Below are 14,558 nucleotides of genomic sequence, written 5' to 3'. Positions count from 1 at the left end.
TGCCTGGAAGGCTATTTTTTAATACTATTTTATGCTTCTCTGATTTCAAGAAGCATATCATCAGTTATTTTATTTTTTTCTTTAAAGTCTGAAACTTTCTCTGTGAAAGAAAGGTGTAACGCTTCAATATTTTCAAGGTTTTTGTAAGCGCCGTCATAAATTTCATTTAACGAAGCTTCAAGACCGTCTGCATTGATATTCATATTTTCGGTCTCAACCTGGCCAATTTTCTTGATAACAGCCGTCTCACTATTTTTCAAATCTTCGATTTCACGAAGAATTTTTTCCATTCCCTTATACTTTTCAATATTGTCCATAAGTTTCAAGTTGTTGTTATAATTTGGTACTGTTAAAATATCATACCAGCCTTGAAACGCAGCGCATTAATAATCAATTATTTGCCAAGATTTGCCTTTAATTTTGGTATCACAAAAATCTCTTTTTGTCGCCCATTGATGAAGCGAAAGCCTGTTTTATCGAAATATCCATCCTCTTCCAGCATAATACGAATTGACTTATTCCACTCATCGATTTTCACTGCCGCGTTTAACTCTATTGAGTAGGCAGTATTTTCATAAAGTGGGTAATCTCCGGGACCTTTTACACCTTTTTGCTGATCCCACAAACCTATCGTCGGGCCGGCAGCGTGACCATGTGATCCAATCGGGTGCGTGTAAATTGATCCGTTGATTCCCTCTTTTTCCGCTTGAGCTAACGCGTCCAAAAGTATCTGATTACCTGATTTCCCCGATTTAAATTGTGAAACCAGAATATCCTGAAGGCGATTTCCGGTGGCAAATGCTTTTTTCAAATATGCAGGTACTTCGGTTTCATTCGGTTTAAGAATATAGGCATGCTGCTGCTGATCTGTATTAAGTCGCAGATAGGTTATTCCAAAATCACAATGAAGCAGATCGCCCGGTAAAATTACCTGATTGCCCGGACGTTTGGAAAAAGTTCTCAAATGGTCAAATTTCTGGTCATCTGTTCTTTGAATATCAATAGTTGGATGAAACCAGGTTCCTAATCCTGAATCGGTTACACGTTGTCTGAGAAACCATACGACATCATCAATAGTCGTAATTCCCGGCTGGATCACTTTCTCAGAAAAAGCTTCTTCAATAATTTCATGAGAAATCCGGCAGATCATCGGATAAATAATCATTTCCTTTTCCGTTCTGGTTTCCAGCCAGCCCACTGCCAGTTTTTCAGCAGAAACAATTTTTGAATGAAATTCTTTTGGCAGTTTTTGAAGGAATTCTTCATGTTCATTGTAAGTCAGCCCGTCCGCATGGCCGTAGTTTTTGGAAAAATTAAGTCCGATTTTTTTCGGATTTTTCTCCTTGATCACTTTTGCCAGCGCGTCCCATTGATCCGGATTTGAACTAATATCCCATTCACCTTTCAATAATGTTCCAACATCATATCTGGCAATTGCCAGTTTATCCAGCGGTTTCCCGGATCCCGGATCAAAAAATACCATTACCGTTCTTCTCCGTGCCGAAAGCCAGGTACTCGGAAGCATCGTTTTCATAACCGGATCTTCATTATATTCTCTTGAAATAATGACCCACATATCAATTCCTTCACGCCGCATTAAAGTTGGGAGCAAATTTTCAATCCTGTCTTCCAGAATATCATCAACCGCGATTGCACGTTCCCGTTCGGTTAGGATAATCGGGACAGATTGAGAAAATGTATTATTTGAAAGGAGAAAAATAAATAGAAAGATTAACAGAATAGGAGAAGTCCGGGACATTGGCAGTAAAGAAGTTAGGTAGATAATAATCCAATATAATGATTGTTGATTGGAAAAAATAAATATGGCTTGCGCTTATATGTTAGAGATAAGCCATTCCTGTCTTTGTACTATTATGAAACAGATAAAATATTTTTCCGGCGCTCTTTTTGTTCTTATCCTTTTAAGCTTTTCAGGCAATTTATTGGCACAAGCTGATGAGCAAACTTCCGTTTGGAAGGGTTTCGACAAGGTTGAATTTTCATTTCAAAATACAAAAGCCTGGTATGTGAAACCCCATAAAGCGCTTCCTGGAAATCCCTGGGTGTGGCGTGCACATTTCCCTACCTGGCATACGGATATGGACAGTGTTTTGTTAACCAGAGGTTTTCATGTGGCTTATGTCAATACCAATGATCTTTTCGCACACCCAAAAGCGATGCAGGTTTGGGATGCTTTTTATGATTATTTGGTAAAGGAAAAACAATTTGCACCAAAAGTTGCGCTGGAAGGTGTTAGTCGTGGTGGCTTGTATGTTTATGGCTGGGCGAAAAGAAATCCGGATAAAGTAAGTTGTATATATGCCGAAGCACCGGTTTGTGATCCAAAAAGCTGGCCGGGTGGAAAAGGTAAGGGACAAGGTTCGCCAAAAGACTGGACAAGCTGGCTGGAATTGAATAAAATGACAGAAGAAACTGCAAAAACTTTTGATGATATTCCATTAAATGATCTGGCTGGTCTGGCATCATTCAAAGTACCTATTTTACATGTGACCGGTTTAAACGACAAGATTGTTCCACCGGCAGAAAATTCAGATATTTTAATTTCAAATTATACAAAACTGGGTGGTCCGGCCACGGTTGCTCCCATGACACGTGGAGAGCAGGCACTTGAAGGGCACCATTTTACGATTGAACATCCGGAAATGCTGGCAAATTTTATTTATGACAACAGCGTCCCGGTTTTAAAACTGCTTTCATATGCTCCTTATATTGAAGTAAACCGTGGATTGGCAAACGCCTACGAAAAATTCAAAACGACAAAAAAAGGAACGGTAGCATTTTTGGGAGGATCTATCACGCATAATCCAGGATGGCGAAATAAAACTGCGAAGTATTTACAAGAGCATTTTCCTGAAACAGAATTTACATTTATTGCAGCCGGAATTCCTTCTTTGGGAAGCACGCCCCATGCTTTCCGTTTTCAGCGTGATGTTTTGGAAAAAGGCACACCTGATTTGCTTTTTCTGGAAGCAGCGGTTAATGACAGAGGAAATGGTTTTAGTGAAAAAGCACAAATAAAAGGTCTGGAAGGAATTATTCGGCAGATGTATACCAAAAATCCAAAGGCAAATGTGGTATTAATGGCTTTTGCTGAGCCAGCGAAAAATGCAGATTATGATGCAGGAAAGGAACCTCTTGAAGTGAGTGTGCATCAGCGAATCGCAAAATATTATGGCACGGCTTATATTAATTTGGCCCGTGAAGTTTATGACAGAATTAAAGCCGGAGAGTTTTCATGGAAATATGATTTTAAAGATCTGCATCCATCACCATATGGACAGGAAGTTTATTTTCAAACCATTAAGGAATTGCTGAAATTAAATCCGGATAATGCAACGGCTGGAATCACAAAACTTCCAAATGCTATTGACAAATTTTCTTATGAAAAAGCAAGTTATCATCCCGTTGCAGAAGCAAAAAAACTGAATGGTTTTAAAATTGATCCGGATTGGAAAGCTGCTGATAAAGTTTCTACAAGACCAGGTTTTGTGGATGTTCCAATGCTGGTTGGAGAAACTGCCAATTCTTCTTTTGAATTTGATTTCAAAGGTCGTGCGGTAGGAATTGCGATTATTTCTGGCCCTGATGCAGGTAAAATTTCCTACTCAATTGATGGAAAAAAAGCACAGACAATGGATTTATTCACGCAATGGAGCACGCAATTGCATTTGCCGTGGTATTTAATGTTAGCGGATGAGCTTTCGTCGGGTAGGCATACTTTGAAGTTGAATATCGCTCAGGATAAAAATGAGAAGAGTATTGGGAATGCTTGCAGGGTTGTTTATTTGTTGGTAAATGAGTGATTGTGAATCTAAATTTAGCATTGATGCGAAAAACTTTAACTTTATGTTTGAAAATAATTAGGAACCAATGCCTGAAATATCCCGTTTTTTTGGAGTTATTATTTATATGTATTTCAAGGACCACTTGCCGCCACATTTTCATGCGGAGTATAATGGCCAGGAAGCACAGTTTTCTATTGAAACAGGAAATATAATTGTGGGAGATCTTCCTAGAAACAAACCAGACTTATTCAGGCCTGGGTTGAATTATATAGAGAAGATCTGTTTGAAAATTATTTAGAATCCCAGAAAGATAGTGGGCAACTGAGAAAAATAAAGCCTTTACAGTAATGAATCCAAGAGTCCGAAAAATTATATCGATTGAAAATTTCTCAATAAAAGCTTTGTGGAGTGATGATCAAATCAGGTTAACTGATTTCTCAAAATTTCTATCGGAATATTTTGAGAAGAAGGATAGTACCTATTTTAAAATTCTGAACGAATCCACTTTCCAAAAAGCCAAGACGGACGGACGCACGATTTATTGGGAAAATATAGCCGAGATGTTAGATACAGATGGCAAGTTAATTTCTGCACCATTGGATTTTTGTCCTGATGTTTTATTTGATGAGTCTGTTTTAACAAATTAATTACTTCCCAGTTTGCGTCGTATAAGTACTCTCAAAAATCTTATCCGCATTTGCTGCTTCAAATCCATCTCGCCGGTTTTTTCTTGAAATTTGATCAGATGAGAGATTTGCAAATTCAGGCAAAATCCTTCTTTCCGCAAACTCAACATAAGAACCAGAAATTTTGTAAGTTTCACCATCTGCAAATTCTGCTTCGATCATTTGTGCTACCGTTGCACTTTGTATCAAACCGCCATCCGGGCTGGTCTTGATTTTTCCTCCTGATGTATTCAGCACAATTCCATGTTTTTCAAGAAAAAGATTGAAATCAGCAACGGTGTTGTAACCTTCGGGTAAATTGTGGACGCTGATGGTAAAATGATTGAGATAATAGCGGTTGTAGATCACCCAGGCTGCGTATTCGCTTTCTTTTAATAATGTCAGATAATCACTCAAAGAAGGCGTGCGCCAGAGAGGTGTGTGCAAAAAATCATCCACAGCTTCACCATTATTTAAGTCAAGATTATCCACCGGATCGCTGACAACTTCATCCGTATAACTTTTAATAATGCGCTGGCTTTCTTCTGAAAGATCTCCCACCCGAAGTTCACTTACAAAAATCCGTGGGTCTGTTTCCCGCGGCGGACTATACCACCAGGCGTCCAGTTTTTTGCCTTCAAAAAAATAATGATCCTTTTTTTCATAACCGTAATGAAGGAAAATCTTTTCAAAGGATTGAACGCCAAGCTGCGGAACACCCATGGTTCTGAAAGCAATATGATCATTTTCGATATCTGTTTCCCGATCAATAATTCCTTCCGAAACCATCGCGTTCAGGATTATTTTGACATCAGGAACGCGGTCTTTGTAACGGAGCATAAGTCCACCTAAAACTGTATCCAACGTATTTGTTTTCTGATTTGAAAATGTCATATGGGTATTGGTTGAATTTAAACTGTAATATGTTGAAAATACTAGTCATTATTTTGAGATATTCACACTTCGTAAGTGATTATATTGTATGATTAAACTTTTCTGAAATTATGGTAAAACGAAAGTTGAGATACTTAAATTTGTACCTATGTTCATACATAATCAGTGTTTTATATCGTTTTATTAAAATAATTTAAAATATTTAGAGTATAATCATAACGCTAATTATTTTATTTAAGTAATACATCAGAGCGAATTTTGTTTCAATAATCTAAAATACATGAAGAAGCGACTCTTCTTGCTGGCCGGAATCTTTCTAACCACAATTGTTGGGATTATTTCCTGTTTTCAAAAAAATGGAAGTGCCACAAAAAGATCTTCCGAAGAAGTTGTCAGCTATAATTTCAATATCCGGCCGATTTTATCCGACAAATGTTTTGCATGCCACGGTCCGGATGCGAATAAGCGGGAAGCAGGTTTGCGCCTTGATATGGCAGAAAGTGCTTATGCCAAATTGAAGGATGGAAAAGGAGCCGTTGCAATTTTTCCGGGGAAACCTGAACAGTCAGAATTGTACAAAAGAATAACGTCTCTCGATCCGGAAATCCAGATGCCCACTCCTGAATCTCATTTAGGATTACTAAATGAATCGGAAATCGGTTTGGTGAAAAAATGGATTGAGCAAGGTGCAAAATACGAAAAACACTGGGCTTTCACTGCGCCGGTTTTACCAAAAATACCAGAAGTTGATAAAAAAGACTGGCCAAAAAACGAGATCGATTATTTTGCACTTGCTAAAATGGAAAGTCTTGGGATAACGCCCAATGAAGAAGCGGATAAAAGTCATTTGCTGAAAAGAGTTGCACTAGACTTAACAGGATTACCGCCTTCGATAGAACTTCAAAATAAATTTGCCGCAGATAACAGTGCGAATGCATACGAAAAAGTAGTTGACGAACTTCTGAACCAAAAAACCTATGGTGAGAAAATGGCGCTGCACTGGCTGGATGTCGCCCGATATGCTGATTCTTACGGATATCAGGATGACGAAATCCGGACCCAATGGCCATGGCGCGATTGGGTGATCAATGCCTTCAATAAAAATCTTTCCTATGATAAATTCCTGACCTGGCAAATTGCAGGTGATATGCTTCCGAATGCGAGCAAGGAACAAATCCTGGCCACTGCTTTTTTCAGAAATCATAAATACACTGAGGAAGGTGGTGTGATTCCGGAAGAATACCGGATTGAATATAATATTGACAAAACGAAAACCTACGGGATGGGAATTCTTGGTCTTTCCGTAGAATGCGCCCAGTGTCATGATCACAAATACGATCCAATTTCACAGGAAGATTATTACCGGCTTTTTGCCTTTTTTAATAATACAAAAGAAGTGGGTTATGAAGGAGACGTCTCTCAATCAAAGCCAGCCAAAAATCCGATTATGAGTATTACGGATGATGAGGCGAAAAAGATTTTGACCTTTATTAACCGTCCGGATACGAGTAGATTGATGGTTTCGGTCATGGGAGAACGAGATACTTTACGGGCGACGCATATCTTGAATCGTGGTGTTTATGACGCGCCTGGAAAAGTTGTCACGGCTTCCGGACTTCCTTCCGTCATGAAATTTGACACAACAAAAATTCCTCAAAACAGATTGGGATTGGCAAGCTGGACAACGAGTAAACAAAATCCGTTAACAGCACGGGTTTTCGTAAATCAGATATGGCAGGAATTTTTCGGAAGAGGTATTGTAAAAAGCACCGGAGATTTCGGTATGCAGGGAGAATTGCCAACGCATCCTGCCCTGCTTGATTGGATGGCCGTAGACTTTATGAATCACGGTTGGGATATAAAAAGGCTGGTAAAAGAAATCGTTACATCGAGTACATACAAACAATCTGCCAAGCTTACAAAAGAAAAAGAGAAGCTGGATCCTGATAATATTTATCTATCTCGCGGTCCTCGTTACCGCTTGCCGGCAGAATCTGTTCGGGATATGGTTTTATCAAGCAGCGGTTTATTAAATTCTAAAATCGGTGGTCCAAGTGTAAAGCCTTATCAACCAAAGGGTTTATGGGAATCTGCAACTTCCGGTCGTGGGCAGCTGGCAAGATATAATCAGGATCATAATGATGCGCTTTATCGAAGGGGTATGTACACATTTATCAAACTCACCGTTCCACCGCCGTCCATGATCATTTTTGATGCAAGTAACAGGGATCATTGTGAAGTAAAAAGATCAAAAACGAATACGCCTTTACAGGCTTTGGTAATGCTGAATGATCCGGCTGTTTTGGAAGCATCGAGGGTTTTGGCGGAAAAAATGGCGCTTAAATCTTTATCTCCTGAGCAGAAAATTACGGAGTCATTTCAAAGAATTGTTTGTAGAAAACCATCAGATAAAGAAGTCAAATTATTGACTGAATATTACAAAGATGAATTTTCTGTGATTGGAAAAAATAAAAACCAGGCTCATAAAATTTTGAATGTTGGTGAACATCTGCATGAAATAAAGGTGAACGAGAATGAAGCGGCTGCCTTAATGCGTGTGATTAATACATTGTACAACATGGAAGAGACGATAACTAAATCCTAAGACTTAAAATTAAGCGCAATGGACGCAATGAAAAGTAATCCTTGCGTCCATTGCGAATCCCATAGCGTCTATTGCGGTTAGAAAAGAAACTTGAACATGGAAAAATCGATTTTTGATTTTGGTTTAAATACGAACCGCCGGCATTTTTTATCCAAACTAAGTCTGGGTTTGGGAAGCGCAGCCCTGGGTTCCTTGCTGATACCTGATATGTTTAAAGGTGGAGGCGAAAGTGATGTAAATGACTTAATGGCCGGATTGCCTCATTTTGCGCCCAAAGCGAAACGGGTAATTTATCTTTTTCAAAACGGTGCACCATCTCAGCTGGATTTGTTTGATTACAAACCGATGCTGAATAAAATGCATGGACAGGATCTGCCCGAATCAATTCGGGCCGGTCAAAGGTTAACGGGTATGACTGCCAATCAGGCCAAATTCCCACTTGCAGGTTCTGTTTTTAATTTTGCCCAATATGGAAAATCGGGTGCATGGATGAGCGAATTATTGCCTCATATGTCCAAAATCGTTGATGACCTTTGTATCATAAAATCACTTAATACGGAAGCCATTAACCACGATCCTGCTTTAACTTTTTTCCAAACAGGCGCACAGGTAGGAAACCGTCCAAGTATGGGTTCCTGGCTGAGTTACGGTTTGGGAAGTGAAAACCAGAATTTGCCTGGTTTCTGCGTGCTTTTATCACGGGGAAAAGGCAATGGACAAGGTGTTTATTCCAAATTGTGGACAAATGGATTTCTGGATTCTGTGCATCAGGGTGTACAATTCAGCAGCGGTGAAAATCCGGTACTTTATCTGAATGATCCGGATGGAATGAACCGGGAAGAAAGACGAAAAATGCTGGATAAGCTTTCTCAGTTGAACCAAAATACTTTTGATGAATTTGCTGATCCGGAAGTGACGGCAAAAATTCAGCAGTATGAAATGGCTTATCGCATGCAGACTGCCGTTCCTGAAATCACCGATATGACCAAGGAGCCGGAATCAATTGTGAAAATGTATGGACCGGAATGTCTGGTGCCCGGAACATATGCAGCAAATTGTCTTTTAGCAAGAAAACTGTCTGAGCAAGGCGTTCGTTTTATCCAGCTTTATCATCAGGGTTGGGATAGTCACGGTGGACTGCCGAACGAAATTAAAGGACAATGTATGGATGTCGATCAGGCTTCGGCAGCGTTGATTACCGATTTGAAACAGCGTGGATTACTGGATGAAACACTGGTAATCTGGGGTGGAGAATTCGGCCGGACAAATTATTGTCAGGGTACCTTGACAAAAGATAATTATGGTCGTGATCATCATCCAAGAGCATTTACTGTCTGGATGGCTGGCGGCGGTGTAAAGCCAGGAATTGTCTATGGAGAGACAGATGAATTTGGATATAATATTGTAAAAGATCCGGTGCACGTGCATGATTTTCACGCCACGATTTTAAATCAATTAGGTCTGGATCACGAAAAATTAGTTTATAAACATCAGGGGCGCCGTTACAGGCTAACCGACGTTGCCGGCAAGTTAGTAAAAGGAATTATTGCTTAAATGGAGTCAGCATCACGACCAGACGGCCGTTCTTTTTCAAGTTGGAAGGGATGGATATATAATTTTGCCTTCTTCCTGAACGGCCTTTTAATTTTTCTTTTACTATTTGAAAACCGGTTTGTAGTACCCATATGGATGCAAGCTCTGGGACGTATGCACCCCTTGGTTTTGCATTTTCCATTGGTTGTTTTGATGTTATATTCCTTCTGGATTCTTATTGTTGAAAAGAAAGAATCCAGTAAATGGAATGAAGATTTAGCTGATACACTTTTGTTAATCGGCATAATTACGGCCGCTATTGCTGCTTTCTCCGGTTTTGTATTGTCCCAGGAAGGTGGGTATGAAAAAGAGGCGATTTTCTGGCATAAATGGCTGGGAATAGTAATTTCTATCGTCAGTATTATTTGGTATAGTTTCCAAAAATATTTGCCTCCCTGGAAAATTCCTGCAAAAATTATTTCTGTTTCACTACTCGTCATGCTGTTAATCGGAGGACATTTAGGTGGAAATATAACACATGGAGAAGATTTCCTGACAGCGCCCATGCAGCTTGCCGTTGTTGAAAACGACAAAGTAACGTTTGAAGAAGCAAATGTTTATACAGATCTGGTTGAGCCGATTTTGGAGCAGAAATGTATTTCATGTCATAACGAACAAAAGTCCAAAGGGAATCTGCAAATGCAAACGAAAGAATTGTTTGCCAGAGGCGGGAAAGAAGGAGTTCCCTGGGACACTACCAAAGCAGATTTGGGAATTTTACTAACACGCGTTCATTTGCCTTTGGATGACAAAAAACATATGCCGCCAAGAGGAAAAGCACCGCTTACGGATGATGAAATTGCGTTGCTGGAAGCTTGGATAAAAGGCGGTTCACGGTTTGATGAAATGGTGAAATCAGTCAGTCCGCAAAACCCGATTTATAGTTATGCTCAAAATGTTTTGGCAGGTTCTGAGACGGAAGAAAGGTATGATTTCAGTGCCGCAAGTCCTGATAAAATTAAGGAACTGAATTCAACATATCGCTTGATAAAATCTGTTGCAGCAGAATCTCCGGCCCTGGCTGTGAATTTTTACAATCGTGCTAATTTCAAAAGTGAGGACATCGCTGCATTAGCGCCTTTGAAGGAGCAGATTATTGAAATGGATCTGAGTAAAATGCCGGTTAAAGATGAAGATTTGAAAACAATTTCCCAATTCACAGAATTGAGAAAACTGATTTTAAATTTTACAGATATAACCGGATCCACATTACCGGAATTGAAAAAATTGATAAAACTTAAAAATTTATCACTAAGTGGTACCAAAGTAAAACTGCCGCAGATCCAGGCATTGTCACAGATTCCTGTTTTAAAAAATGTCTATGTCTGGAATACGGATCTGTCGCGCGAGGAAATGCTTACGTTGAAAAAATCTTCTAAAATAAGTTATGAAACAGGTTTTGCAGGCGATACTGTTGTGCTGAATTTGAATCCTCCGATTATTGAAAACGAAGATGCCATCCTTTCCGGAAATACAACGATTCGATTGAAACATCAGATTCCGGGAACTGTTATTCGCTATTCACTTGATGGAACAGAACCTGATAGTACAACTTCCACAATTTATAATAAACCTTTTCCAGTTGATAAAAATACAAAACTCATTGCAAAAGCTTTCAAAAAAGGTTGGTATGGAAGTAAGCCGGTAGAAAAGTTTTTCTTTAAATCTACTTTTCATCCGGACAGTGTCAGGTTGCTAACCAAAGCAGATTTGAAATTTCCTGCTCAGGGTAACAAAACTTTGAATGACCGAGTCAAAAGTGATAATTCTACGACCAGCGGAAAATGGCTGGGATATCGGGATCAGGATTTGCAGGCTTATTTATATTTCAACAAACCGGTTAAAGCACAAAGTGTTACGATTAGTATGCTTCGGAATGTTGGCGGTTTTATTTTCCCGCCAACCCGGATCGAAGTTTGGGGAGGCATCAATGAAAAACAAATGAAATTGCTTAAAGTGCTAACACCAAAAATGCCAGATAAAGCCACTTCGAATTCCGAAAATCTGGTGTTTGATTTCGACTTTCCTTCACAAGATATCAGCTGTTTGAAAGTTGTTGCAAAACCTCTGGCGAAGCTGCCGGAATGGCATCCGGGAAAAGGTCAGAAAGCCTGGATTTTTATGGATGAGGTTTTTGTAAATTAAAATCCTGTAACATTTACTTTTCTGAAAGATAGAATGTTACAGGAATTACATTGTTTTTATTACTCTTTATCTTTCTTCAAAAAAGCCTGCGGATTTTTCGCCTGAATTTCTTTGCGGATCCCTTTTGCCCAATCCGTCACTTCCTTAATTTCAGTATCGGTCAGTTTTGCATCTGAATGAAGCCAAAGATAAGATTCAAGCGGCATACCATGTTCTTCAATTTCTTCTGAGAATTCATCCAGTTTATGATCTGCTTTTTTAGGTTCATAAGCTGCAAATTCGGATAAATTAAAATGTCTTTTTCCATCCACAATATGGTCGTTCATAAACCATGCACCTGGTTGAAATTGCGCGTACCATGGGTAAACGGTGTTGTTTGAATGGCAATCGCGACAAGCTTTACTTAATATCAACTTTACGTTTTCGGGAGTTTCGTAATGTTTTTCTATGTCGTTGGGCGACATCGCTGTGGATTCATTACGAGTCGGTCTGATAAATTGCATCAAAATAAAAATGACCAAAAGACCGATCAATATTTTTTTTGCCATAGTGAATAAGAGTTATCTGTTAAAATGAAAAGGTACGTAATATAAAGGCGGCCACAATAGCGCCTAAAACTGGCCCCGCAATTGGCACCCAGGCATACTCCCATTCAGAGGATCCTTTCTTGTGTATGGGCAAAATGGCGTGCGCAATTCTGGGTCCCAGATCTCTTACCGGATTAATTGCATATCCCGTTGTTCCACCTAAGGATAATCCAATACTCCAAACCAGCATACCGACAAGATAGGGCGCTATTCCGGATGGAATCGGACCTCTTTGTGCGTCCGAAGTTCCTGAAAACCCAATGGCGGCAATACCAATAATCAAAACGATCGTGGCAATAAATTCACTCAAAAAATTAGCTCCTGGTGATTTTATTGCGGGACCGGTAGAGAAGCAAGCTAATTTGCTGCCCGGATCTTCGGTTGCTTTCCAGTGGGGTAAATATTGAAGCCAAACAATTACAGCACCTAAAAAAGCACCGATCAATTGCGCAGTTATAAAACTAAAAACATTACTATAATCACTTTTTAAAACGGCAAATGCTATGGTTACAGCAGGATTTAAATGTGCTCCCGGACTGCCAAAAGCATTGGCCACAAATACACCGAAAATTACGGCAAAAGCCCAGCCTGCGGTAATTACAATCCAGCCACTATTTTCTCCTTTGGTTTGCTTCAAAACGACATTGGCTACAACGCCATTTCCAAGCAAGATGACGGTCATGGTACCAATTAATTCTCCGATAAAAGGGGTTTGCTGCATAAAGGTGGAATGTAGATAGAGATTGTTAAGCAAATATGTAAATAGTATCAAAATAACCTAGACAAATACCAAAAAGAATATTTCATGGGCATTATACCATTTGGTGCTCGTGATTTCTTCTAACTTTGTAATAAAATTTATCTCTTTGCATTGTAAATCATGTCATTAAATCAACTTACGGCTATCTCGCCGGTCGACGGTCGCTATTATAAGCAAGTATCTGAGCTTTCTTCCTATTTTTCTGAATACGCCCTTATTTATTATAGAGTATATGTTGAGGTAGAATATTTCATAGCACTTTGTGAAATCCCGCTTCCCCAGCTGTCAGAATTTGACAAGAAACTTTATTCTTCTTTACGTAAGATTTACGAGGATTTTAATGAAGAAGACGCCCTTCACATCAAGGATATTGAAAAAGAAACCAACCATGATGTAAAGGCGGTTGAATATTTTATCAAAGAAGAATTCGAAAAACTGGGCATTGAGGCATACTCGGAGTTTATCCATTTTGGTCTTACTTCTCAGGATATTAACAATACTGCTATTCCTCTTTCGCTTAAAGATGCGCTGGAAAGAACGATCAAACCGTTGTTCCGCCAGGTTCTTTTTGTGCTTAAGAGAATGTCGATTGAGTGGAAAAATATTCCAATGCTGGCTTTCACGCATGGACAACCAGCTTCTCCGACACGTGTTGGCAAAGAATTTCTTGTGTTTGTTGAGCGTTTGGAACGTCAGCTTGAAATGTTGGATAAAATACCTCATTCAGCCAAGTTTGGTGGTGCAACAGGTAATTTCAATGCACATCACGTAGCTTATCCAAAACAGGATTGGATGGCTTTTGGTAATCATTTTGTAGATGGATTGGGTTTAAAACGTAGTCGTCATACAACGCAAATTGAGCATTACGATAATCTGGCAGCGATTTTTGATAACCTGAAAAGAGTTAACACAATCCTGACAGACCTTAACCGGGATATGTGGACTTACATTTCCATGGGTTATTTCAAACAAAAAATTAAAGCAGGTGAGGTAGGTTCATCAGCGATGCCACATAAAGTAAATCCGATCGATTTTGAAAACTCGGAAGGAAACCTTGGATTGGCTTCTGCTTTGTTTGAGCACTTCGCTCAGAAGTTGCCAATTTCACGTTTGCAAAGAGATTTAACGGATTCAACAGTACTTCGTAACATTGGTGTTCCGTTGGCACATCAGGCGATCGCGCTTAATTCTTTGATCAAAGGATTAGGTAAATTGGAGCTTAATGAAGATATGCTGAAAGCAGAACTGGAAGAAAACTGGGCAGTTGTGTCGGAAGCCATTCAGACAATTCTTCGTCGCGAGGCATATCCAAAACCATACGAAGCTTTGAAATCGCTGACGCGTACGAATGCAAAAATTACACACGAATCGATTTCTCACTTCATCGAAACATTGGATGTTGCTGAAAGTATTCGTGAAGAGTTGAGACAAATTACGCCGTTTAATTATTTGGGTGTTGTTGAGGAGACGAAGTAATTGAAATTTTTCATTTTGGTAAGAATT

At 39.4% G+C, this 14,558-nt stretch carries 12 protein-coding genes; 7 read left to right on the top strand and 5 right to left on the bottom strand.

Annotated features, from left to right (window positions below; translation table 11 throughout):
* Positions 1-29: 29 nt before the first annotated feature.
* Positions 30-317: a hypothetical protein gene (locus tag IEE83_RS27400; RefSeq protein ID WP_194123950.1), complete on the bottom strand. Its 288-nt coding sequence runs from the start codon at positions 315-317 to the stop codon at positions 30-32.
* Positions 318-394: 77 nt separating this feature from the next.
* Positions 395-1,759, bottom strand: a complete 1,365-nt coding sequence (locus IEE83_RS27395; protein ID WP_194123949.1) for a M24 family metallopeptidase — start codon at positions 1,757-1,759, stop codon at positions 395-397.
* A 115-nt stretch (positions 1,760-1,874) separates the two neighbouring features.
* Here IEE83_RS27395 and IEE83_RS27390 point away from each other — a divergent pair, with 115 nt between their 5' ends.
* The 3 genes from IEE83_RS27390 (at position 1,875) to IEE83_RS27380 (ending at position 4,453) form a co-directional block, all read left to right on the top strand.
* The gene (locus IEE83_RS27390; protein ID WP_194123948.1) at positions 1,875-3,824 is read left to right on the top strand and encodes an SGNH/GDSL hydrolase family protein; all 1,950 of its coding nucleotides are present in this window, start codon (positions 1,875-1,877) and stop codon (positions 3,822-3,824) included.
* A 67-nt stretch (positions 3,825-3,891) separates the two neighbouring features.
* The gene (locus tag IEE83_RS27385; protein WP_228102097.1) at positions 3,892-4,104 is read left to right on the top strand and encodes a DUF4160 domain-containing protein; all 213 of its coding nucleotides are present in this window, start codon (positions 3,892-3,894) and stop codon (positions 4,102-4,104) included.
* A gap of 49 nt (positions 4,105-4,153) precedes the next feature.
* Positions 4,154-4,453, top strand: coding sequence for a hypothetical protein (locus tag IEE83_RS27380; RefSeq protein WP_194123947.1), 300 nt, complete (start codon positions 4,154-4,156; stop codon positions 4,451-4,453).
* Here IEE83_RS27380 and IEE83_RS27375 read toward each other — a convergent pair whose 3' ends face one another.
* Complete coding sequence (locus IEE83_RS27375; RefSeq protein WP_194123946.1) at positions 4,454-5,365, bottom strand: DUF1338 domain-containing protein; 912 nt, start codon at positions 5,363-5,365, stop codon at positions 4,454-4,456. It lies immediately after the preceding gene.
* A gap of 280 nt (positions 5,366-5,645) precedes the next feature.
* Here IEE83_RS27375 and IEE83_RS27370 point away from each other — a divergent pair, with 280 nt between their 5' ends.
* The 3 genes from IEE83_RS27370 (at position 5,646) to IEE83_RS27360 (ending at position 11,708) form a co-directional block, all read left to right on the top strand.
* Positions 5,646-7,970, top strand: coding sequence for a PSD1 and planctomycete cytochrome C domain-containing protein (locus tag IEE83_RS27370; protein WP_194123945.1), 2,325 nt, complete (start codon positions 5,646-5,648; stop codon positions 7,968-7,970).
* Positions 7,971-8,066: 96 nt separating this feature from the next.
* Complete coding sequence (locus IEE83_RS27365; protein WP_194123944.1) at positions 8,067-9,524, top strand: DUF1501 domain-containing protein; 1,458 nt, start codon at positions 8,067-8,069, stop codon at positions 9,522-9,524.
* Positions 9,525-11,708, top strand: a complete 2,184-nt coding sequence (locus tag IEE83_RS27360; RefSeq protein WP_194123943.1) for a chitobiase/beta-hexosaminidase C-terminal domain-containing protein — start codon at positions 9,525-9,527, stop codon at positions 11,706-11,708.
* Between the two features lie 59 nt (positions 11,709-11,767).
* On the opposite strand, the gene IEE83_RS27355 is transcribed toward IEE83_RS27360, so the two are convergent.
* The gene (locus IEE83_RS27355) at positions 11,768-12,256 is read right to left on the bottom strand and encodes a heme-binding domain-containing protein (RefSeq protein ID WP_194123942.1); all 489 of its coding nucleotides are present in this window, start codon (positions 12,254-12,256) and stop codon (positions 11,768-11,770) included.
* A gap of 19 nt (positions 12,257-12,275) precedes the next feature.
* Positions 12,276-13,016, bottom strand: coding sequence for an MIP/aquaporin family protein (locus IEE83_RS27350; RefSeq protein ID WP_194123941.1), 741 nt, complete (start codon positions 13,014-13,016; stop codon positions 12,276-12,278).
* 159 nt (positions 13,017-13,175) lie between these two features.
* On the opposite strand from IEE83_RS27350, the gene purB reads away from it, so the two are divergent.
* Positions 13,176-14,531 (top strand): adenylosuccinate lyase, encoded by a 1,356-nt coding sequence (gene purB / locus IEE83_RS27345; protein WP_090340172.1) that lies wholly within the window; start codon positions 13,176-13,178, stop codon positions 14,529-14,531.
* Positions 14,532-14,558 lie beyond the last annotated feature (27 nt).

It is taken from the genome of Dyadobacter subterraneus (assembly GCF_015221875.1).
In the GTDB taxonomy this organism is placed as follows: domain Bacteria; phylum Bacteroidota; class Bacteroidia; order Cytophagales; family Spirosomataceae; genus Dyadobacter; species Dyadobacter subterraneus.
The sequence above is the reverse complement of the archived record's forward strand: the minus strand, read 5'-3'. Positions and strand labels throughout refer to the sequence as shown.

Bases quoted from the DNA above. Each gene is read 5' to 3' on its own strand.
- IEE83_RS27365 (WP_194123944.1), top strand. From the start codon at position 8,067: ATGGAAAAATCGATTTTTGATTTTGGTTTAAATACGAACCGCCGGCAT.
- IEE83_RS27370 (WP_194123945.1), top strand. From the start codon at position 5,646: ATGAAGAAGCGACTCTTCTTGCTGGCCGGAATCTTTCTAACCACAATT.
- IEE83_RS27395 (WP_194123949.1), bottom strand. From the start codon at position 1,759: ATGTCCCGGACTTCTCCTATTCTGTTAATCTTTCTATTTATTTTTCTC.
- purB (WP_090340172.1), top strand. From the start codon at position 13,176: ATGTCATTAAATCAACTTACGGCTATCTCGCCGGTCGACGGTCGCTAT.
- IEE83_RS27385 (WP_228102097.1), top strand. From the start codon at position 3,892: ATGCCTGAAATATCCCGTTTTTTTGGAGTTATTATTTATATGTATTTC.
- IEE83_RS27400 (WP_194123950.1), bottom strand. From the start codon at position 317: ATGGACAATATTGAAAAGTATAAGGGAATGGAAAAAATTCTTCGTGAA.
- IEE83_RS27360 (WP_194123943.1), top strand. From the start codon at position 9,525: ATGGAGTCAGCATCACGACCAGACGGCCGTTCTTTTTCAAGTTGGAAG.
- IEE83_RS27355 (WP_194123942.1), bottom strand. From the start codon at position 12,256: ATGGCAAAAAAAATATTGATCGGTCTTTTGGTCATTTTTATTTTGATG.
- IEE83_RS27390 (WP_194123948.1), top strand. From the start codon at position 1,875: ATGAAACAGATAAAATATTTTTCCGGCGCTCTTTTTGTTCTTATCCTT.
- IEE83_RS27380 (WP_194123947.1), top strand. From the start codon at position 4,154: ATGAATCCAAGAGTCCGAAAAATTATATCGATTGAAAATTTCTCAATA.
- IEE83_RS27350 (WP_194123941.1), bottom strand. From the start codon at position 13,016: ATGCAGCAAACCCCTTTTATCGGAGAATTAATTGGTACCATGACCGTC.
- IEE83_RS27375 (WP_194123946.1), bottom strand. From the start codon at position 5,365: ATGACATTTTCAAATCAGAAAACAAATACGTTGGATACAGTTTTAGGT.